Here is a 20133-nt window from a genome sequence, read left to right on the forward strand (position 1 = left end):
GCCGAGCAGGCTCTCGTACACCGGGTTGCCCGCCGCCAGCGCATCCGCCGCTGCCGCCACCGCCCGCTCGTTCGGCGTCTGTGCCACGCTGGCGAAGCTCGTGCCGTTGCGCCCGACGCTCAGCGTCACCCCGGTCGGCTGGTAGCTCAGCCCGGTGCCGAGGAACAGGTAGTTCGGCGCCACCGCGTCAAACTGCCCGCTCACCCCCTGCTGCGCGCTCAAAATGTTGTACTGCTGGCCCAGCAGGCTGCGCACCTCGCTTTGCGTCAGCAGGTTGGGGCTGTTCTCCAGCGTCACCGCCACCTCGCCGCCGCCGATCGTCGCCGATCCGCTGCTCTGGATCCGATCGCTCTGGCCGTTCGGCCCCACTTCCACCGCGTAGCGCGAACCCGGCTCGAAGCTGACGTTGCCCGCCACGTTCAGGGTGCCGATCGAGTTACCCGGCGCCACGGTGCCGCCCTGACGGGCGGTCAGCGAACCGACCGTGCCGCTGCCGCCGACGATGCCGCCGTTCTGCACGCTGACGGCCGAGGTGACCGAGCCGTTGACTGCCAGCCGCCCCTGATTGACCAGCGTCGGGCCGCCATAGGTGTTGTTACCCGTCAGCACCAGCGTGCCGATTCCCTGCTTGGTCAGGCCGCCGTGGCCGGAGATGTCGTTGCTCCAGAAGTCCAGGCCGCAAAGATCGCTGCTGCAGACGCGCTCGGTCGGTTTACCCTTGTCCAGCACCGCGCCGACGCCCGGCAGATCCACCACGAACTGGGTCGGGCCGTAAGCCACGCCCGTCGGATCCGGGATGCGGAACTCCGCAGGAATATCTTCGACGGTCACCAACATGCCCGGGCCGTTGATGGCCTTGCCCAGGTTGATCATCCCCCAGCCGTAGAGCGCGTCGATGCCCGGCGCGCCCATGTCGGTGGCGGTGGTTTTCAGCACTTCCGCCACCTGTGCGCCATTCAAATACGGGAAACGCTCCATCAGCACCGCAACGCTGCCGGCCACGTGCGGCGCCGCCATCGAGGTACCGCTGTATTTGGCGTAGCCGGTCGTCAGATTCTCCACGCTGGTGCCTTCGATCACCGAGCTGTACACCCGGGTACCCGGTGCCGAGACGCACAAACTGGCGGTGTAGCCGCAGCGGGAAGAGAAGGTGCTGATGCTGTAATCGCCGGTATTGGTGGGATCCTGCAGGCTGGCGACCGACAGCCAGTTCGGCGCGATGTCCGGCACGAAATACGCCAGGCCGGCCATGGCGTCCGGGTTGTTGAGGTTGCCGTCGTTGCCGGCGGCGAAGATGGTGACCACGCCGCTACGCGCCGCATCGATCGCGCCCTGATAGGCGCCGCCGGGCTTGGTGCCCAGGATCACGCTAATCTGATCGAACTGCTTTTGCGCGTCGTTCACCGTGAAGTGCGGATAAGCCGGGTCATACCCGCCTTTATCGAACTTCTCAGTGATGCCAATGCCCCAGCTGTTGTTGATGATGCGCGCGCCGCTGGCCACCAGCGCATTCCAACCGGCCTGGTAAACCGCGCCGTCGTTACCGAGGATGATGCCGTCTTCTGGACCGGGATCGCCGTTTTCGGCGCTGATGATCTGCGCATTGAACGCCACGCCGTGCATAGCGCCGCCGTCGCGGCTGCCGGCGGCGATGCCGCCCACGTGGGTGCCGTGCGAACCGAGCGTGCCATCGGAATCCACGCTCGGCGTGCCGTCATAGCGGAAAGCGTCGCCTTTTTTCACCGGAATATAGGGGTCGGTGTATTCGCGGATGCCTTCGGTAACCAAATTGATCACCTTATTCTCACCGGCAAATTCGGGATGTTTGGCGTAAACCGGCTGATCGAAAATGCCGAGTTTGATGCCTTTGCCGGTATAACCGGCGGCGTAGGCCTGGTCGGCGTGGATCGCCCCCAGCCCCCATTCCGCGTTGAACTCACTGCTGCGCCAGCTGGCCGGATCGCCCGCTTTGCCGTTCTCTATATAGGTGGCAGCCTGCGCCCCGCCGATCGCCGTCAGGCAGATCAGCATCGCGCTCCATTGTGCGCGATGAACTCCGATTTCAGGCCAGCCGAAGGCCGCCCGAGCGGATTTGACTCCTCTAAGTTTCTTCTCCATCCCAGATACCGTCCGTTGTTGTTTGCAAATGTTTTATAAGATTTTTTGTGTAACAGTTTGGTAACACCAAATAAATAAAGCACAACAATCTCAAGTGCGCTTAATGTGTCATCCGGCAGTCAGGAGGGAGGAGAGAAAGTTTCAGGGGTGAATCAGGCGAAGGAGGATAAGAAATGGCAATGACATCTCCCAACGCCGAAGTCGCGGCATGAGGTGAGAGAAACAATATTATGATTATGATAAATAAGAATATAATTCAGTAAATGACAAAGAGGCAGAACGCCTGAAAAGTGATTAACAGGCGTCTTTTATCACTTTTAATTATAAATTTTGCCAATATTCACTCAGTGAATTATGCTGGATTTTCACTCAGCCATCGGCAAAAATTGGATTATCCTGCTGATGTTTTTTTGCTGTTCATCGCGTCTTCTTCCGCCTGACGAAGGATGGCTTTGGCCATCCATTGCGTGACGTCCTGAATATTATCCAGCTCCAGGCCCCAGATATCTTTCAACACCAGAAATACTTCCGAGCCGTAAATCAGCGAGAAAGCATGAATCACTCTCTGCAGAGAGTCCGACGGCAGTTTGCCCTGCAACGGTTCTACCGCCAGCGCCAGCAGACGCTTGCGGTTGCCGCGCACGAATTTTTCGCCCGGCGTCGCGTTCGCCCACTGCTGTAAAGAGAGCTGCAACGCCGCGCGCAACGCCCCCTCATGCCGCTCCATCTGAGGATAGGCGAAGCTCAGCAATTGCTGAATACGCTTCAAAGCATCATCGTCTTGCGGGCGCCATTCCAGAATTGGACCCAGGCTTTCCGCCACCACGGCGCTAATCAGCGCACTTTGGGTCGGAAAGTAACGGTAGGCCGTCGCACGCGATACCTGTGCATGCGCCGCCAGTTCGGTGATCGAAGGAAACGCGCCTTCGTCATACAGCGCCATCGCGCTGGCCAGCAACAAACGGTAGGTTTTTGCCCGGGCGGAGGTCAGAGAAGGATCGAGAGGGACGGGAAAAGCATCTATCGGCACATAAACCTCATGCATCTGCACACGCTAGCACAACCGGGGACGATGCCTCTGTTGGCCGGTTGCCGGCAAAGCGCCAGCCACGTTGAAAAGCTCAAAAATGAGACAGAAGTCCCATTTTGCATCGCCTAACCCTTGCAAAAATGATACGGCCGTCTCATTATATAAATACATTAATTACTTTAACTTAATAGCCAGCACCAGGGTTCCAATAAAAATATAACATCATAATTTATAAATAAAAACTAGAAACACTCGGGAAAAACCCATGATTGATACTTCAAATTTTGTCTATATTGCTACCACAGCAGATACCAAAGGACAAGAGTTGGAGTACGTACGGCGGCTGATCGCTGCCCTGAATTTACCTACGCGAACCGTCGATCTCTCCACCCGTAGCCTGCCGTTTGATTCCCCCGCCGATATCAGCCCAGAGGACGTTGCCCGCCACCATCCGGCAGGCGCCGGCGCGGTCTTCTGCGCCAGCCGCGGCCAGGCGATCGCCGCCATGGCGACCGCTTTCGAACGCTTTATCCTGACGCGCCGCGATATTGCCGCCCTGCTTGGCCTGGGGGGCTCCGGTGGCACCGCCATCATCACGCCGGCCATGCAGCAGCTGCCGATCGGCCTGCCGAAAATAATGGTCTCAAGCATGGCGGCGGGTGACGTTTCCGCCTATGTCGGCGCCAGTGACATCAACATGCTGTATTCGGTCACCGATCTCGCCGGTCTGAACCGCATCTCGCGACGGGTGCTCGGCAACGCGGCGCGCCAGATAGCCGGGGCCGTACGCTTCGCCGCCGTCGACTATCCCGACGACAAGCCCGCGATTGGCCTGACGATGTTTGGCGTCACCACGCCCTGCATTCAGGCGCTGGTTGCCGACCTTGAGCCGCAATGGGATTGCCTGACGTTTCACGCCACCGGCAGCGGCGGCAGAGCGCTGGAAAAACTGATCGATAGCCGCCAACTGCGCGGCGCCATCGACTTGACCACCACCGAAGTGGCCGATTACCTGTTTGGCGGTGTGCTACCCTGCAATGCAGATCGTTTCGGGGCCATCGCGCGTACCGGCATCCCTTGCGTGCTCTCCTGCGGCGCGATCGACATGATCAACTTCGGCGCGCCGAATACGGTGCCGGCTCGCTACGCCAACCGCCTGCGCCACCATCACAATCCGCAAGTGACGCTGGTGCGCACCAGCGCGCGGGAAAGCGCGTTAATCGGACGTTGGATGGGCGAAAAAATCAATGCCTGTACGGGCGAAGTGCGCTTCGTGATCCCGGCAGGCGGCGTATCGGCTCTGGATGCGCCGGGGCAACCGTTCTGGGATCCGGCGGCGCTGGCCGCCTTTACGCAAGCGCTGGAGGAGACGGTATACGCCACCGAAAAACGCCGGCTGATAAAAACGCCTTATCATATTAACGACCCGCGCTTTGCACAGGCCGTTGCCGAACAGTTCCGGCACATTGTCGGCGGGGAATGATTATCACTCACTGCAGAACCTGCCGGTGATAACGCCAAATAAAAAAGGCCAGACAAATAGTCTGGCCCTTTTTTATTCACCGCGAGCGGATATTACTGACCGGAGGACATCTGCTCCTTCATTTTATTCATATGGTCCATCATCTTTTGCTCGCGTTTCTGATAATTCTCATTGTATTGTTTTTTCTGCTCAGGAGTCAGCAGGTTATACATTTTATTTTCCGCTTTGGCGCGTTCCAGCATGCGTTCGGATTGCGCTTTGCCCATCGCGTCAATTTGCGCTTTCGCCTTCGCTTCGTCAAAGCTGTCGGAAGCCACCAGATTATGCAGCGCCTGGCGTTCCTCTTTCATGCCCGGCCCGCGCTTCTGGTGCGACTCTTTCATGATGTCGCGCATCTGCTGGCGCTGCTGTTCGGTCAGATTCAGCCCGGCGAACGGGCCGCCTTTGCCTTCACCCTTGTGATGCATCATTTTCATCGGCGCCGCATCCGGTGCCGGTGCCGTCGTGTCTGCAGCGAACGCCGCAGAAGCAGAACCCAGAGCCAGCGTGGAAGCAATAAATAAAGCCGTCAATTTACGCATAATCATTTCCTTAAAAGTTTTTCTTCATCAGGAGCGCTGTACGTTAACAGGCTCATTCGTCGTCGGAGATAATAATAGGCTGATAAAATTCAAGTAATGCGAGGGTGTGTAAACTTTTTAAAACCCGTCTCGGATTTATTCACCAATTATGAGAAAACTATGAAGATGGCGTTTATTTGATGGAAATTTTAATTTCCCGGTAAAAATCCCCCCGGTGGAGTTATTTTTCCGCTTTCCCCTCACCGCTATAATTTACTCGCCTCCACGGCAACCTTGCATCAACCGTTTTCCGATAGCGGGGAGGTCGGTACAAACATCACAGGATCCGATGTTCTCCTACACTTTAAGACAACCGGCCGCCGGGTGACGTTTACACCGCAAAACTAATCATTGCTTATATAATAGTTTCCATCACCCGCCTCGCCTGTGAAAACCTGTTATATGATGCACAGATGCGCACGGCGACCACTTTCGGGCCAACAGGCTGCCCCGGAGCTGTGCTGACCGGCCGCCCGTGCTCTTTTGAGGAATCATCATGCCCGCAGACCAAGGCCCTGAGCTTCTTAACGCCCACTTCGGCACCCAAAGCCCCCACTGGCGGCTGGCGTTTGACAGCAATGCCCTGGAGCTGTCCGCCGTTAAGGGCAAAGCCCACGTCGCGGTGGCGCTCAGCGCCATGGAAGCGGCGAAAATCCGCCGTCTGACCGGCGTCACCGCCAGCCTTGAACTGACCATTACGCTCGCCGGAGAACCGCTGCATCTGCATCTGGTGGGGCGCCGCGTCAATAATCTCGAATGGGCGGGCACCGCTTCCGCCTTCAGCGACACCCAATCCGTGGCGCGCGATCTGGTGCACGGCCTCTCCTTCGCCGAGCAGGTGGTGTCCGAAGCCAACTCGGTGATCGTGATCGTCGATCAGCACGGCCGCATCCAACGCTTCAACCGGCTGAGCGAGGAGTACACCGGGCTGCGCGAACATGAAGTGATCGGCAAAAACGTTTTCCAGCTGTTTATGAGCCCGGAAGAAGCCGCCGCTTCGCGGCGCAACATCGCCGGCTTCTTCCGCAACGGTTCGTCCTATGAGGTGGAACGCTGGGTAAAAACGGTCAAGGGCGAACGGCTGTTCCTGTTCCGCAATAAGTTCGTGCACAGCGGCAGCGGCAAGAACGAGGTGTATCTTATCTGCTCCGGTACCGACATCACCGAAGAACGCCGTGCGCAGGAGCGGCTGCGGGTGCTGGCCAACACCGATCTCATCACCGGCCTACCGAACCGTAACGCGATCCAGGACAAAATCAATCACGCCATCGCCACGCGCGGCGAAGAGAGTTTCGGCCTGGTCTACCTCGATCTCGACAACTTCAAGAAGGTCAACGACGCCTACGGCCATATGTTCGGCGATCGGCTGCTGGTCGAGGTCGCGCTGGCGATCCTCGGCTGCCTGAGCCCGGACCAGGTGCTCGCCCGCCTCGGCGGCGACGAATTCTTGGTGCTGGCGCCGCAAACCGATCGCGAGCGCCTGCAAACGCTGGCGCAGCGCATCATCGACAGGCTGAAAACCCCTTTCCGCATCGGCCTGATTGAGGTGTATACCGGCTGTTCGATCGGCATCGCGCTGTGCCCGGAGCACGGCAACGATCTCGACAGCCTGATCCGCAGCGCCGATACCGCCATGTACGTCGCCAAGGAGCACGGCAAACGCACCTATACCGTCTTCTCGCCGGAGATGAACAAGCGCGTCGCCGAATACATGTGGCTGGACACCAATCTGCGCAAAGGCCTGGAGCAAAATCAGCTGGTGCTGTATTACCAGCCGAAAATCGACGCGCGCAGCGGTGAAGTGCACAGCGTGGAAGCGCTGGTGCGCTGGGATTCGCCGGAGCGCGGCCTGATCCCGCCGCTGCAGTTCATCTCCTACGCCGAGGAGTCCGGCCTGATCGGCCCACTGGGGCAATGGGTATTGCAGACCGCCGCCGGCCAGGCGGCGCAGTGGCAAGAGCAGGGATTGAATCTGCGGGTGGCGGTCAACCTCTCCGCCCGGCAGCTGGCCGACGACAGCATCGTCAACGACCTGCTCGGGGTGCTGCGCCGTCACCGCATGGCACCTTGTCTGTTGGACTTCGAGTTGACCGAAAGCAGCCTGATTGAAGACGAGAACCGCGCTCGCGCGCTGATCACCCGGTTGCGCGAACTGGGCGCGCAGGTGCATCTCGACGACTTCGGCACCGGCTATTCGTCGCTGGCGCAGCTGGCGCGTATTCCGCTGGACGCCATCAAGCTGGATAAAAGCTTCGTGCGCGGGGTGAATTTCAACCCGGTATCGCAATCGTTGGTGCGCGCGATCGTTGCGGCGGCAGAGGCGTTGGCGTTCCGGGTGATCGCCGAAGGGGTGGAGACCGAGAGCGAAAACCACTTCCTCGACGAGGTCGGCGTGGACGAAAAACAGGGCTTTCTGTTTGCGCGGCCAATGCTCCCGGAACAGCTGGAGCATTGGCTGCAGTCCTACCGCCCGCACTCACCCTCCGCGTGAGGCGGGCGCGTTAACGTTAGCCGGCACGACGCAGGTTCAGGGTATGGCGATCCTGCAACATCACCAGCCGCTCGATGTAGGCGCGGTCTTTTTCCTCAATGGTAAAGGCCGAGTGCACCCAGTCTTCAGTAATGTCCATCAGCTCGGAACGCGTCAGCTGCAACACGCGCTGACGCGCCCGCAGCATGGCGCGCATGCCGTTGAGCTTCGGCCGTATGGTATCGATAAAGGTGCGCGTCGCCATGTAGGCGTCGCCGGGCTGGAACAGCTGGTCTACCAGCCCGCGGCTCTCGAACCACTCTGCGGTGTGCGACTCGCCGCCCCAAATCAGCTCCTCGGCCAAGCGCATGCCAGCCTTGCGCGCCACCAGCGAGTAACCGCCCATACCGGGAAACAGGTTGAACGCGATCTCCGGAAACCCCATGCGCGCGTTGTTCTGCGCCAGCACGAAATGGTGCGCCAGCGCCGCTTCAAAGCCGCCGCCCAGCGCGCTGCCTTCGACCATCGCAATGCTGACCGCGCCGGTGTCGAAACCGCGCGCCGCCGCATGTACGCAGTCGATGCAGGCGCGCGCGTAGGCCATCATCGCCTCGCGCTTGCGGTTTTTGATCGCTTCGGCGAAGAACTGCAGATCGCCGCCGACGTTGAACATGTTCGGCACCAGCGAGCCGGTGACCCAGAAATCGAACCGCAGCGAAGACTCCTTCGCCGCCTGCGCCAGCGTCATGATGTCTTCGATCAGCGCCTGGTTGAAGCAGGGGCGCGGCGCGGCGCGCAGCAGCATCCACATGATGTGCCGCCCCTCTTCATAGTAGGCGGACAGCTGCGACAGATTGCCCGCTTCGGTAAACGGACGACAGGTGGGGTGATTAAGCAATTTCATAAGACCTTCCAGTTTTTCTGTTGATGACGGATGAGACCGTTCCAGCCCCTACGGCTGCAGCGGAGCGGTGGGCGGCAAAAGCGCGACGCCACATCATGAGTAAACGCTTTCTCGCCGACGAAACAGATAAAAATTGGAGGTAGGGAAGTGAAAAAAACCGAGGCGCCACGGGGTTTTCATAGGAATTTTACCTATCGACCCCTCCCCGGCATTTCATGCCGGGCGCTAACGCGCTAAGCTCGGAAAATGACCGTTTGCCGCCCCGGCGTTCAAAACGCTGCGGGGCTTTGGCTATAATCAACGCTGAAACATGCCGTTTAACGTTAAGGAAATCGTGAAGTAATGCCTACAGGACCAGACCAGGAACGCCACCAGCCCGCACAAGACACGCCGCCGAAGCCGCTTATCGCCATCAAGACCGGCCATGAGACCCTCGACCGCCGCATCGGTGGTTTTTCACGTCTGATTGAACGCATCAAAGCCTGGCCAAGCGTGGCGCACCTGCTGCGCGCCGCCGAACGCTTTAACGATCGGCTGGGTAGCCAGTTCGGCGCCGCTATTACCTATTTTTCATTCCTCTCGCTGATCCCGATCCTGATGGTGTCGTTTGCCGCCGCCGGCTTCGTGCTGGCCTCCAACCCGGATCTGCTGGCCCGCTTGATCAACCGCATCGTCGGCAGCATCAGCGATCCGACGTTGGCCAGCACGCTGAAGAACACCGTCAACACCGCCATTCAACAGCGCACCACCGTGGGATTGACCGGTCTGGCGCTGGCGCTCTATTCCGGCATCAGCTGGATGGGCAACCTGCGCGAGGCGATCCGCGCGCAGTCGCGCGATGTCTGGGAGCGCAATCCGCAGGATCAGGAGAAAATCTACTTCAAATACACCCGCGACTTCATCTCGCTGACCGGCCTGGTGGTCGCGCTGATCATTACGCTGTCGCTGACTTCGGTCGCCGGGGCGGCGCAGGCGGCGATCGTCAATGCGCTGGGGCTGGACGGCATCGAATGGCTGCGGCCGGCGCTGACGCTGATCGCGCTGTCGATCTCGATCTTCGCCAACTATCTGCTGTTCCTGTGGATTTTCTGGATGCTGCCGCGCCACAAACCGAAGAAAAAAGCGCTGCTGCGCGGCACCTTGCTCGCCGCCATCGGCTTTGAGGTGATCAAGTTCGTGATGACCATGACGCTGCCGCAGGTGGCAAAGTCGCCTTCCGGCGCGGCCTTCGGATCGGTGATCGGGCTGATGGCGTTCTTCTACTTCTTCGCTCGTTTGACGCTGTTTTGCGCCGCCTGGATCGCCACCGCCGACTACAAAGGCGACAAAGCGTTGCCGGAACGCGAACCGCCGGCGCGCTGAAGCCATGCGATCGTGCCGGTGTTATCGCACACACCGGCACTTTCCTCTGGATATCAACCAGAAAACCAGTCAATACGTCTAAATAATGCGGCGCGCGATCCGAAAAACCAGCATAACAAACTGCTCGCTCACTTTTCTTTGCCGCTTTTACAGCCATTCCCTCTGCACGAAAGCCCTTTCTCAACGTTTAACGCTGCAGAAAACAAGCCAGATAAAACATTAGTCTTTTTAACCGGTTAGCGGGGCCATTGCCCAAAGTTCCCGCGTTGAAAAGGCCGAATGCTGTCACTAAGATGGATTTTTACCCCTTCCAACAATAAGAAATATTATGCAAGCCACCATCGCACCCCCACTCGACGCCGACGACGCGTCCACACCGGTGAACTCCCGCGGGAAAGTCATCGTCGCCTCGCTGGTCGGTACCGCCATCGAGTTCTTCGACTTCTACATCTACGCCACCGCCGCGGTGATCGTGTTTCCACATATCTTCTTCCCACAGGGCGACCCGACCACCGCAACGCTGCAGTCGCTGGCCACCTTCGCCGTCGCCTTTGTCGCGCGCCCTATCGGCTCTGCGCTGTTCGGGCACTTCGGCGATCGCGTGGGGCGCAAGGTCACGCTGGTCGCCTCGCTGCTGACCATGGGGATTTCCACCGTGCTGATCGGCCTGCTGCCGAGCTATGAAACCATCGGCATCTTCGCCCCTATCCTGCTGGCGCTGGCGCGCTTCGGGCAGGGCCTGGGACTGGGCGGCGAATGGGGCGGCGCCGCCCTGCTGGCGACGGAGAACGCGCCGGCCAAAAAGCGCGCGCTGTACGGCTCCTTCCCCCAGTTGGGCGCGCCGATCGGCTTCTTCTTCGCCAACGGCACCTTCCTGCTGCTCTCCTGGCTGCTGAGCGACCAGCAGTTTATGGAATGGGGCTGGCGCGTGCCGTTCATCCTCTCCGCCGCGCTGGTGCTGATTGGCCTGTACGTTCGGGTGTCGCTGCATGAAACGCCGGTGTTCGCCAAAGTGGCCAAAGCCGGCAAACAGGTGAAAGTGCCACTCGGCACGCTGCTGAGCAAGCATCTGAAAGCGACCATCCTCGGCACTTTCATCATGCTGGCGACCTACACGCTGTTTTATCTGATGACGGTGTATTCGATGACCTACGGCACCACGCCGCAGCCGTTGGGGCTCGGCTACTCCCGCAACAGCTTCCTGTGGATGCTGATGGTGGCGGTGATCGGTTTCGGCGTGATGGTACCGATCGCCGGCCTGCTGGCGGACGCGTTCGGCCGCCGCAAGACCATGATCGCCATTACCCTGCTGATGATCGGCTTCGCGTTCCTGTTCCCGACCCTGCTGGGTTCCGGTAACCAGGCGCTGGTGATGGGCTTCCTGCTGTGCGGCCTGAGCATCATGGGGCTGACCTTTGGCCCCATGGGCGCGCTGCTGCCGGAGCTGTTCCCGACCGAAGTGCGCTATACCGGCGCATCGTTCTCCTACAACGTCGCGTCTATTCTCGGCGCGTCCGTGGCGCCTTATATCGCCACCTGGCTGGCGGCCCACTACGGGCTGTTCTACGTCGGCATGTACCTGGCGGCGATGGCCGGGTTGACGCTGTTGGCCCTGCTGCTGATGAAAGAAACCCGCCACCAGTCGCTGTGATCCCCTACGGCCCCCTCACTGCGGGGGGCCGCACGCGTTGTTCGTTTCCTGTCATAAAACCGGGCTATGCTGGACGTTTCTCTCGGTAACAGGATTGGCCGATGTCTCTGCGTCGTGGGGTATTTGTCTGCGTTGCGCTGCTGGCGGCTCTCGCCATCGCGCTCTATTACGGGTTGAAGCCCGACCATCCCGATGCGCTGTGGCGCATCGTCAGCCAGCAATGTCTGCCCAATCAGCAGGCGCATGACAACCCGGCGCCCTGCGCGCAGGTGGATGTGCCGGCCGGCTTCGTGGTGTTTAAAGATCGCAACGGGCCGCTGCAATACCTGCTGATGCCCAGCGCCAAAATCACCGGGATAGAAAGCCCGGCGGTGCTGGACGCCGCCACGCCGAATTTCTTCGCCCAGGCCTGGCGCGCGCGCCACGTGATGGCGGAACGCTATGGCAAACCGATCGACGACGGCGATATTTCACTGGCGATCAACTCGGAATATGGCCGCACGCAAAACCAGCTGCATATTCATATATCCTGCCTGTTGCCAGCGGTAAAACAGCGGCTGGCGCAGATCGGCCCCGATTTTATCGAGCAATGGCAACCGCTGCCCGGCGGCCTGTTGGGGCATGACTATCTGGGGCGGCGGGTGACCCCTGCCGAGCTGGAGCAACAGGGCGCCTTCCGTCTGTTGGCCTCCGGCCTGCCGCGCGCCGACGGGCGCATGGGCAGCTTCGGCCTGGCGATGACCGCGCTGCCGGACGGCGATTTCCTGCTGCTGGCGACCGAGCGCAGCCTGCTGCCGTTCACCCTGGCCTCGGCGGAAGAGATCCAGGATCACGACTGCCGGCTACTCTCACCGCCGCCGCGTGCCTGATTACTTTTTGCCTTTCATCTCCCGCAGGATCTGCCCGCACTGGTTTTCCTCGCCGCCTTCACTGGGCGAGACCAGCGCCAGCAGCGCCGCCGCCGGCGTCAGCACCGCCCCCAACGCCACCGCCGCCGCGCCGCGCGCGATCAGCGGCCCGGCTTTCACCCCGGCGTCGGGGTGCTTGAAGGTGCCTTTCACGTACAGCGGCGAGCGCAGGGTCAGCACGCGCATCCCCTTGCTTTCCGGATCGATGGACAAATCCAGCCGTTCGGTGGCGAGGTTGGTGTTGCCGGTGATGTTGATCACCGCGTTCTCGGTGTCGAATACGAACAGCCGCGGCGCGGCGACGCCGCTGCGGATGCCGACGTCCGCCGCGGCACAGTTGATGCCCACCACGTCGTCGCCGAACAGCTGCGCCACCAGATAGTTGCCGACGTTCAGGCCGAGGATCTCCATCAGGCTACGGCTGATCACCCCGTTATTGATCAACAGGCGCAGGTCGCCGTTGCTGGTCGCCAGCAGCTCGGCCACCGAATTTCCGCTGCCCGTCAGCCTGGCATCGCCGTTCATTTGCCCAAGGCTGCGCTTCATCGCCGCTACGTTCGGCAACAGCTGTTTGAGCTGGAGTTTGCGCGCGTGCATATCCACCTGGCCGCGCATCGGCTTTTTGCCGCCGTCGAGGCGCACCACGGCGTTCAGGCTGCCGCCCGCCATGCCGAAGCGCAGCGGATCCAGACGCAACTCGCCATTGTTCAGCTTCAGGTGCGTGGCCAGATCGCTCAGCGGTAAATCGCTGCCGCGTTCGATGCGCGCGGCGGCAAACTTCACGTCCGCATCCATCTTGCGCCAGCTTTGCGTATCGAACTGCGCGACCGGCAGCACCTTATCCGCCGGTTGGCGGCTCTTCTCGCCGCGCCCGGCTTTGGCGGCGTTGGAATCCGCGCCGATCAACGGCGCCAGATCCGCCAACCTCAGCTGCCGGGAGCTCACCGCGCCGCTCAGCGTCGGCCGCGGCTTACCGGCAACGTATTTCAAGTCACCGTGAATGTCACTGTCGCCGATTTTGCCGTCGAACTTCTGATATTCGAACACGGCGCCGCCCGGCTGATGCAGGCGGGCTATCAGATGGCCATCGGTCGCATACGGCGGCGTGTTCGGCAGCAGCACGCCGGTCAGGCCATAGAGGTCACCCAGGCTTTCGCCGGAAAATTTCAGCTGCACGTCCAGGCCACCGAGGTTCAGCGGATCGGACAAGGTGCCCGCCACCGCAACACGGGTGCTGCCGGAACGCACGTCGGCCTGCAGCGGGAACGGCAGATCGGCGCTCTGCAGTGACAGCATGCCGCCGATCTTGCCGCTGCCGCTCAGCGGTTCGCCGTTATATTTGCCCTTGACCTGCCAACCGAAAACGTAGTCGGGGGTAGCGGCCTTGCCGCCGCTCTGCTTGCCGGTCACTTCACTGAACGGCAGCGGTTTACCGAGCGGATCGATGACGGCGCGGAAATCCGCCTTCAGGGTGGCGTCTTTAAAGGCGATCTGTCCCTTGTCGAACACGATGTCGTGAACGGTGAACGACCAGGCGGAAGGCGGTTGCTGCGGATCCTGGCCAGCAGCCAGATCAAACGTCCAGTTGTTGTCGCCGTTGGCCAGGCGTTCTAACGACGCATTCGGCTGCTTGAGCCAGATGCGCGGGATCAGCAGTTCTTTCCTCAGCAGCGCCAGCGGTGCGATGCTGGCGTCGACGCGCTGCAGCGTCACCATGCTGTCGCCGGGCATGTTTTTCGGGTTACCCAGCCACACGTCTTCGGCGTGAATATGCGGCCAGGGCACCCAGGCGCGCCAGCCGCCCTCATCCCGGTTACGCGACCAGTCGACGCCCAGATCGCCGCGGATGGCGAACGGCCGCCGCAGTTCGGCCGACACTTTGTCGTTGATGGTGGGTTTGAGTCGATTCCAGTCGAAGGTAGCGATGAAGATCGCCAGCGCGACGATCGCCAGCAGCACAATGCCGCCCAGCCAGCTGAAAACCTTTCCTGTTCTTGTCATAGGGCTCCCTCAGCACATAAACCGGGCTGCCGAATGAAAGGAAAAAGAATGAGCAGCCCCGTTTAAGCCTAGCTGAGGATAGGCCGGAGTTCACGCCGGCGCGCCGGGCGCGGCGAACAGCGTCGGTACGCTGTGCAGAGTTTCAAAGCACGCCGGGCGGGAAAGATAGTAGCCCTGCGCGGCCAACGCGCCGGAACGCTGCACCAGCCGCCACTCCTGCTCGGTTTCCACGCCTTCGACGATCACCCCGTCGCTGTGCTGGTTCATCATCGTGATCAGGGTGCCGAGCAGCTGTACGCCCTCTTCCGACTGTTTGAGCAAGGTGAACAACTCGCGCGCCACCTTGATGTATTGATAGCGCCAGGCGCCGACGGCGGAGAAGTTGGCCAGCCCGCTGCCGAAATCGTCCAGCCACAGCCGTTCGCCGCCGACGATCTGCTGCAACGGGTGGTTTGACGCCGTTTCGGCGTGCTCCACCAGCTCGAAGCGCAGATAGGGCATCTCGGCGATCTGGCGTTGCAGCTCGCTATGACGTTGCAACGCTTGCAGCGCGATGCCGTCGATATTGACCGACACCATCACCGCGTGGCGAATGAACAATGCCTGCCAGCGCTGCAACAACGCCAGCTGTTCCTGGATCACCCGCAAACGCTGGGCGACGCCGAGCGAGGCGAAATACTGTTCGGGAGATTGCCGTTTGTCCGGCTCATTCGGGTGATATACCGCCGTCAGCAGTTCCACCGCCAGCAGCGCGCCGCTGGTGCGATAAATCGGCTGGAAGGTATACAAGCGCCGGCATTGCCGCCAGTAGCGCCGCGATTTGGCGCAGGCATAGAGGGCAAAACAGGGCGCCAGCAGACCCGAGATCAGGTTGGTTATCATCGGTACTATCGCCGTGGCGGGGAAGTGAGAGCGCTGCCGCTGTTTCTTTACCCAGCTTATCGGCCGCACCGCGTAAAACTTTAAGCATGAATTGCCGCGCGCTTTCCTCTTCGCCCTGTTGGCATGGGCCGATCGCGATCATAAAAAATTAAAACACTGTTTTAATTTATTGACTCCCTCACCGCCTTGCGTGGAGACTGATGGCTGTTGCTTCTTCTTTAGCCAGGGCTTATTGACGATGACTATCCGAAATCTCGCCGTGATCGGCGAATGCATGATCGAGCTGTCGCAGCAGGGCGCGCAGCTGACGCGCGGCTTTGGCGGCGATACCCTCAACACCGCCGTCTACCTCGCCCGCCAAATGCCGGAACAGGCGCTGCAGGTGCATTACGTCACCGCGCTCGGCACCGACAGCTTCAGCGGCGAGATGCTGCAGGCCTGGCGGCAGGAGAAGATCGAGACCGGGCTGATTCAGCAGTTGGAAAACAAACTGCCGGGCCTGTACGTGATCGAAACCGACGCCGCCGGCGAACGCACCTTCTACTACTGGCGCAACGACGCCGCCGCCCGGTATTGGCTTGCGGGCCCCCAGGCCGAGGTACTGTGCGCCCAGCTGGCGCAGTTCGATTATCTGTATCTCAGCGGCATTAGCCTGGCGATCCTCGCGCCTGCCGACCGCACGAAGCTGCTGGCGCTGCTGCACCGCTGCCGCGCCAACGGCGGCCAGGTTATCTTCGACAACAACTACCGCCCGCGCCTGTGGCAAAGCCGTGAAGAAACACAGCTGGCCTACCGCGAGGTGCTGGCCTGCACCGACATTGCCTTCCTGACGCTGGATGACGAAGCGTTGCTGTGGGGCACGCAGCCGGTTGAACAGGTGGTGGCACGCACGCAGGCGCTCGGCGTCGGCGAGATCGTTATCAAACGCGGCGCGGATGCCTGTCTGGTGTTCGGCGTGGAGGGAGAGCGACTTGAGGTACCGGCGATTGCGCTGCCGCCGGAGTGCGTAGTGGATACCACCGCGGCGGGCGACGCTTTCAGCGCCGGTTATCTGGCGGAACGCCTGAGCGGCGGCAGCGCCCAGCAGGCGGCGCAGCGCGGCCACCGGCTTGCCGCGACGGTGATCCAACATCGCGGCGCCATCATTCCCGCAACGGCAATGCCCGCATAGCCAATAAGGCGGCGGCGAGGTTACCCCGCCGCCCGCGCAATAGTTCCCAGAAACATTGATCAGAGGATGATTGAAAGAATTTCCCTGGCGTTGGCTTATTTCCGCCCAGAGCTGCTAAGCTCGGGTCTTGGCATTACCGCCTTTTTGAATTTATTAGCCGAGTATAAATTTCAATCCGCCGCACTGACTAGCTGGACTTTGGTGCAGGTCGGGCTGAGCCGCCGAACGACAGGGAGGTTACCGATGGCCGTCGCATTCGCCAACGCCGTCGCCGCAAGACTGCATCTTGACGGCCGACTGCACGCCTTCAGCCAATTCAAATACGCTTATTTGACCTTCAACAAACACCGTCCCGATCGCCATCTGCTGGTCTCGAGCTACCCGCAAGAATGGCTGGACATATACAGCGCCAATCGCTATCAGCGCATCGATCCCGTCGTGCGCGCCGCCCATAGTCGCTGCGCGCCCTTCATGTGGCACGACACCCCCGTCACCACCGAGGATCGGCATTACCGGAAGATCTTCAGCCAGGCGCGGGAATACGACATCGTGCACGGCTGCAGCTTTGTTTTGCACGATCACGACAACAACCTGGCGATCTTGTCGATCAGCGCCAAGGCAGCCGATGACGCCGATCTGCGGCAGCTGATGGAAGACGAGAGGGCCAGCCTGCAGATGGTATTGGTCGATACCCACCAGCACGCTCTGGCCTTGGCCAGCGCCGAGGCGAGCCGGACAGACCGGCTCTCGCCGCGCGAAGGGGAAATCCTCTACTGGGCCAGCCAGGGCAAAACCTACCATGAGATCGCGCTGATCCTGGGGATCAAAACCGGCACGGTGAAGTTTCACATCGGCAATGCGGTGCGTAAGCTGGGGGTCGCCAACGCCAAACACGCGATCCGGCGCTGCCTTGAACGGCAGTTGCTCGCGCCGCCGGAGGCATAAAAAAAGCCGGCATCACAGCCGGCTTTGTGTTCTTTACCTTGCGGAAAATCAGCCCGCAACGGCGATACGTTTCATGTCGGTCATGTAGCCACGCAGTTTGCGACCGACGGTTTCGATTGGGTGACTGCGCACCGCTTCGTTCACGTCGCGCAGCTGCGCGTTGTCCACCGCCGTACCCGCCGCGGCTTTGCCCAAATCGCCCGCCTGCAGGGTGGTCATGAAGTCCTTCAGCAGCGGCACCGCCGCGTTGGCGAACAGGTAGTTGCCGTACTCTGCGGTATCGGAGATAACCACGTTCATTTCATACAGACGTTTGCGCGCAATGGTGTTGGCGATCAGCGGCAGCTCGTGCAGCGACTCATAGTAAGCCGACTCTTCGATGATGCCGGCATCGACCATGGTTTCGAACGCCAGCTCAACGCCCGCTTTCACCATCGCCACCATCAGCACGCCGTGATCGAAGTACTCTTGCTCGCTGATTTTGCCTTCAAACTGCGGCGCATTCTCGAACGCGGTTTTGCCGGTCTCTTCGCGCCAGGTCAGCAATTTCACGTCGTCTTCCGCCCAGTCGGCCATCATGCCGCTGGAGAACGCGCCGGAGATGATGTCATCCATGTGCTTCTGGAACAGCGGCGCCATGATGGTTTTCAGCTGTTCAGACAGCGCATAGGCACGCAGCTTGGCCGGGTTGGACAGGCGATCCATCATCAGCGTGATGCCGCCCTGCTTCAGCGCTTCGGTGATGGTTTCCCAGCCGAACTGAATCAGTTTCTCGGCGTAAGCCGGATCGGTGCCCTCAGCAACCAGCTTGTCGAAGCACAGCAGCGAACCCGCCTGCAGCATGCCGCACAGAATGGTCTGCTCGCCCATCAGGTCGGATTTCACTTCGGCGACGAAGGAGGACTCCAGCACGCCGGCGCGGTGGCCGCCGGTCGCCGCCGCCCAGGCCTTGGCGATCGCCATGCCTTCGCCTTTCGGATCGTTTTCCGGGTGAACCGCAATCAGAGTCGGCACGCCGAAGCCGCGCTTGTACTCTTCACGCACTTCGGTGCCCGGGCATTTCGGCGCGACCATCACCACGGTGATGTCTTTACGCACCTGCTCACCCACTTCAACGATGTTGAAGCCGTGGGAGTAACCCAGCGCCGCGCCGTCTTTCATCAGCGGCTGCACCGCGCGCACCACGGAAGAGTGCTGCTTGTCCGGCGTCAGGTTGACCACCAGATCCGCCTGCGGGATCAGGTCTTCGTAGGTGCCGACCTTAAAGCCGTTTTCGGTCGCCTTGCGCCAGGAAGCGCGCTTCTCGTCGATCGCTTCTTTGCGCAGGGCATAGGCGACGTCCAGGCCGGAGTCGCGCATGTTCAGCCCCTGGTTCAGACCCTGGGCGCCACAGCCGACAATCACCACTTTTTTACCTTTCAGGTAGCCGGCTTCGTCAGCAAATTCGTCGCGCGCCATAAAGCGGCATTTACCCAATTGCGCCAACTGCTGACGCAGGTTCAATGTGTTGAAATAGTTAGCCATGGTGGTACTCCGGTTTGATGTTGTCTTGCATTGTTATTTTCATTCCCCGCCCTGTCTGTGCGGAGATTCGTTAAACTCAATGTATAACAGGAAATGCGTTGCTTAAATTGATATATTGAGAACGTGATATTGCAATTTATGCAACACTCTCACTGCGAGCGTATCGATATGGATTTACGTGATTTAAAGCTGTTCCTGCATTTGGCCGAAAGCCATCACTTCGGGCGCACCGCCAAGGCGATGCACGTCAGCCCATCGACGCTCTCCCGCCAGATCCAGCGGCTGGAAGAGATCCTCGGGCAGCCGCTGTTCCTGCGCGACAACCGCACCGTGCAGCTGACCGACGCCGGCGAACAGCTGAAAGAATTCGCCCAGCAAACGCTGCTGCAGTATCAGCAGCTGAAGCACTCGCTCGGCCAGCACGGCCCTTCGCTGAGCGGCGAACTGCGGCTGTTCTGCTCGGTGACCGCGGCGTACAGCCACCTGCCGCCGATCCTCGATCGTTTCCGCGCGCAGCACCCGCTGGTCGAGATTAAGCTGACCACCGGCGACGCCGCCGACGCGGTCGACAAAGTGCAATCCAACGAGGCCGATCTCGGCATCGCCGGCCGGCCGGAAACGCTGCCCGCCAGCGTGGCGTTCACCAAAATCGGCGAAATTCCGCTGGTGCTGATCGCGCCGGCGCTGCCCTGTGCGGTGCGCAGCCAGGCATTCGCCGACAGGCCCGACTGGGCCGAGATCCCGTTCATCCTGCCGGAGCACGGCCCGTCGCGAAAACGCATCGAGCTGTGGTTCCGCCGCCACCGCATCAGCAATCCGCTGATTTACGCCACCGTCGGCGGCCACGAAGCCATCGTGTCGATGGTCGCGTTGGGCTGCGGCATCGCGCTGATCCCGAGCGTGGTGGTGGACAACAGCCCGGAGCCGGTACGCAACCGCATCTCGCAGCTGGATAACATCTCGATGGTCGAACCGTTCGAGCTGGGGGTCTGCGTCCAGAAAAAGCGCCTCAGCGATCCGCTGATCGACGCCTTTTGGCGCTTGCTGCATCCCCGCTGACGCGA

15 protein-coding genes are annotated in these 20133 nt (G+C 60.7%); 8 read left to right on the forward strand and 7 right to left on the reverse strand.

Annotation, left to right across the window (positions count from 1 at the left end; all coding sequences use genetic code 11):
• Both QOL81_RS24935 and QOL81_RS24940 read right to left on the reverse strand, forming a co-directional pair.
• A partial coding sequence (locus tag QOL81_RS24935; RefSeq protein ID WP_283440130.1) for an autotransporter serine protease occupies nucleotides 1–2031 on the reverse strand: 2031 nt, incomplete at its 3' end.
• A 478-nt stretch (nucleotides 2032–2509) separates the two neighbouring features.
• The gene (locus QOL81_RS24940; protein ID WP_038874652.1) at nucleotides 2510–3163 is read right to left on the reverse strand and encodes a TetR/AcrR family transcriptional regulator; all 654 of its coding nucleotides are present in this window, start codon (nucleotides 3161–3163) and stop codon (nucleotides 2510–2512) included.
• A 250-nt stretch (nucleotides 3164–3413) separates the two neighbouring features.
• Here QOL81_RS24940 and QOL81_RS24945 point away from each other — a divergent pair, with 250 nt between their 5' ends.
• Nucleotides 3414–4631, forward strand: a complete 1218-nt coding sequence (locus QOL81_RS24945; RefSeq protein WP_197827330.1) for a Tm-1-like ATP-binding domain-containing protein — start codon at nucleotides 3414–3416, stop codon at nucleotides 4629–4631.
• 92 nt (nucleotides 4632–4723) lie between these two features.
• Here the strand turns inward: QOL81_RS24945 and spy are convergent, their stop codons facing one another.
• On the reverse strand, nucleotides 4724–5212 hold the full coding sequence (spy, locus tag QOL81_RS24950; RefSeq protein ID WP_038874659.1) for an ATP-independent periplasmic protein-refolding chaperone Spy: 489 nt from the start codon (nucleotides 5210–5212) through the stop codon (nucleotides 4724–4726).
• A 535-nt stretch (nucleotides 5213–5747) separates the two neighbouring features.
• Here spy and pdeR point away from each other — a divergent pair.
• Nucleotides 5748–7742, forward strand: coding sequence for a cyclic di-GMP phosphodiesterase (gene pdeR / locus QOL81_RS24955; RefSeq protein ID WP_060425399.1), 1995 nt, complete (start codon nucleotides 5748–5750; stop codon nucleotides 7740–7742).
• A 16-nt stretch (nucleotides 7743–7758) separates the two neighbouring features.
• Here pdeR and QOL81_RS24960 read toward each other — a convergent pair whose 3' ends face one another.
• Nucleotides 7759–8625, reverse strand: coding sequence for a crotonase/enoyl-CoA hydratase family protein (locus QOL81_RS24960; protein ID WP_038874666.1), 867 nt, complete (start codon nucleotides 8623–8625; stop codon nucleotides 7759–7761).
• Between the two features lie 342 nt (nucleotides 8626–8967).
• Between QOL81_RS24960 and yhjD the strand changes: the two genes are divergently transcribed.
• The 3 genes from yhjD (at nucleotide 8968) to QOL81_RS24975 (ending at nucleotide 12507) form a co-directional block, all read left to right on the forward strand.
• Nucleotides 8968–9987, forward strand: a complete 1020-nt coding sequence (gene yhjD, locus QOL81_RS24965; protein ID WP_070914467.1) for an inner membrane protein YhjD — start codon at nucleotides 8968–8970, stop codon at nucleotides 9985–9987.
• 328 nt (nucleotides 9988–10315) lie between these two features.
• Nucleotides 10316–11638, forward strand: coding sequence for an MFS transporter (locus QOL81_RS24970; RefSeq protein ID WP_038874673.1), 1323 nt, complete (start codon nucleotides 10316–10318; stop codon nucleotides 11636–11638).
• A 101-nt stretch (nucleotides 11639–11739) separates the two neighbouring features.
• A complete protein-coding gene (locus QOL81_RS24975) occupies nucleotides 11740–12507 on the forward strand; it encodes a CDP-diacylglycerol diphosphatase (RefSeq protein WP_047729636.1) in 768 nt (255 codons plus the stop codon).
• Here QOL81_RS24975 and QOL81_RS24980 read toward each other — a convergent pair whose 3' ends face one another.
• Both QOL81_RS24980 and pdeH read right to left on the reverse strand, forming a co-directional pair.
• Complete coding sequence (locus QOL81_RS24980) at nucleotides 12508–14547, reverse strand: AsmA family protein (RefSeq protein WP_060425392.1); 2040 nt, start codon at nucleotides 14545–14547, stop codon at nucleotides 12508–12510. It lies immediately after the preceding gene.
• A 90-nt stretch (nucleotides 14548–14637) separates the two neighbouring features.
• Nucleotides 14638–15429 carry a cyclic-guanylate-specific phosphodiesterase gene (gene pdeH, locus QOL81_RS24985; RefSeq protein WP_060425390.1) on the reverse strand — a complete coding sequence of 264 codons (792 nt, stop codon included), beginning with the start codon at nucleotides 15427–15429 and terminating at the stop codon, nucleotides 14638–14640.
• Between the two features lie 238 nt (nucleotides 15430–15667).
• Here pdeH and kdgK point away from each other — a divergent pair, with 238 nt between their 5' ends.
• Both kdgK and QOL81_RS24995 read left to right on the forward strand, forming a co-directional pair.
• The gene (kdgK, locus tag QOL81_RS24990) at nucleotides 15668–16600 is read left to right on the forward strand and encodes a 2-dehydro-3-deoxygluconokinase (RefSeq protein WP_084827063.1); all 933 of its coding nucleotides are present in this window, start codon (nucleotides 15668–15670) and stop codon (nucleotides 16598–16600) included.
• 243 nt (nucleotides 16601–16843) lie between these two features.
• Nucleotides 16844–17545, forward strand: a complete 702-nt coding sequence (locus QOL81_RS24995; RefSeq protein WP_070914469.1) for a LuxR family transcriptional regulator — start codon at nucleotides 16844–16846, stop codon at nucleotides 17543–17545.
• 48 nt (nucleotides 17546–17593) lie between these two features.
• On the opposite strand, the gene ilvC is transcribed toward QOL81_RS24995, so the two are convergent.
• The gene (gene ilvC, locus QOL81_RS25000) at nucleotides 17594–19069 is read right to left on the reverse strand and encodes a ketol-acid reductoisomerase (protein ID WP_038874693.1); all 1476 of its coding nucleotides are present in this window, start codon (nucleotides 19067–19069) and stop codon (nucleotides 17594–17596) included.
• A 168-nt stretch (nucleotides 19070–19237) separates the two neighbouring features.
• Here ilvC and ilvY point away from each other — a divergent pair, with 168 nt between their 5' ends.
• Complete coding sequence (gene ilvY / locus QOL81_RS25005) at nucleotides 19238–20128, forward strand: HTH-type transcriptional activator IlvY (protein WP_033636409.1); 891 nt, start codon at nucleotides 19238–19240, stop codon at nucleotides 20126–20128.
• The last annotated feature ends 5 nt before the right edge of the window (nucleotides 20129–20133 follow it).

The sequence above is a fragment of the Serratia sp. CC22-02 genome (assembly GCF_900182895.1).
Classification (GTDB): domain Bacteria; phylum Pseudomonadota; class Gammaproteobacteria; order Enterobacterales; family Enterobacteriaceae; genus Serratia; species Serratia nevei.

Excerpts from the sequence above, each read along its gene's own strand:
- yhjD (WP_070914467.1), top strand. The coding sequence starts at position 8,968 with ATGCCTACAGGACCAGACCAGGAACGCCACCAGCCCGCACAAGACACG.
- QOL81_RS24975 (WP_047729636.1), top strand. The coding sequence starts at position 11,740 with ATGTCTCTGCGTCGTGGGGTATTTGTCTGCGTTGCGCTGCTGGCGGCT.
- kdgK (WP_084827063.1), top strand. The coding sequence starts at position 15,668 with ATGACTATCCGAAATCTCGCCGTGATCGGCGAATGCATGATCGAGCTG.
- QOL81_RS24980 (WP_060425392.1), bottom strand. The coding sequence starts at position 14,547 with ATGACAAGAACAGGAAAGGTTTTCAGCTGGCTGGGCGGCATTGTGCTG.
- ilvC (WP_038874693.1), bottom strand. The coding sequence starts at position 19,069 with ATGGCTAACTATTTCAACACATTGAACCTGCGTCAGCAGTTGGCGCAA.
- pdeR (WP_060425399.1), top strand. The coding sequence starts at position 5,748 with ATGCCCGCAGACCAAGGCCCTGAGCTTCTTAACGCCCACTTCGGCACC.
- QOL81_RS24945 (WP_197827330.1), top strand. The coding sequence starts at position 3,414 with ATGATTGATACTTCAAATTTTGTCTATATTGCTACCACAGCAGATACC.
- spy (WP_038874659.1), bottom strand. The coding sequence starts at position 5,212 with ATGCGTAAATTGACGGCTTTATTTATTGCTTCCACGCTGGCTCTGGGT.
- QOL81_RS24970 (WP_038874673.1), top strand. The coding sequence starts at position 10,316 with ATGCAAGCCACCATCGCACCCCCACTCGACGCCGACGACGCGTCCACA.
- pdeH (WP_060425390.1), bottom strand. The coding sequence starts at position 15,429 with ATGATAACCAACCTGATCTCGGGTCTGCTGGCGCCCTGTTTTGCCCTC.
- QOL81_RS24940 (WP_038874652.1), bottom strand. The coding sequence starts at position 3,163 with ATGCATGAGGTTTATGTGCCGATAGATGCTTTTCCCGTCCCTCTCGAT.
- QOL81_RS24995 (WP_070914469.1), top strand. The coding sequence starts at position 16,844 with ATGGCCGTCGCATTCGCCAACGCCGTCGCCGCAAGACTGCATCTTGAC.
- ilvY (WP_033636409.1), top strand. The coding sequence starts at position 19,238 with ATGGATTTACGTGATTTAAAGCTGTTCCTGCATTTGGCCGAAAGCCAT.
- QOL81_RS24960 (WP_038874666.1), bottom strand. The coding sequence starts at position 8,625 with ATGAAATTGCTTAATCACCCCACCTGTCGTCCGTTTACCGAAGCGGGC.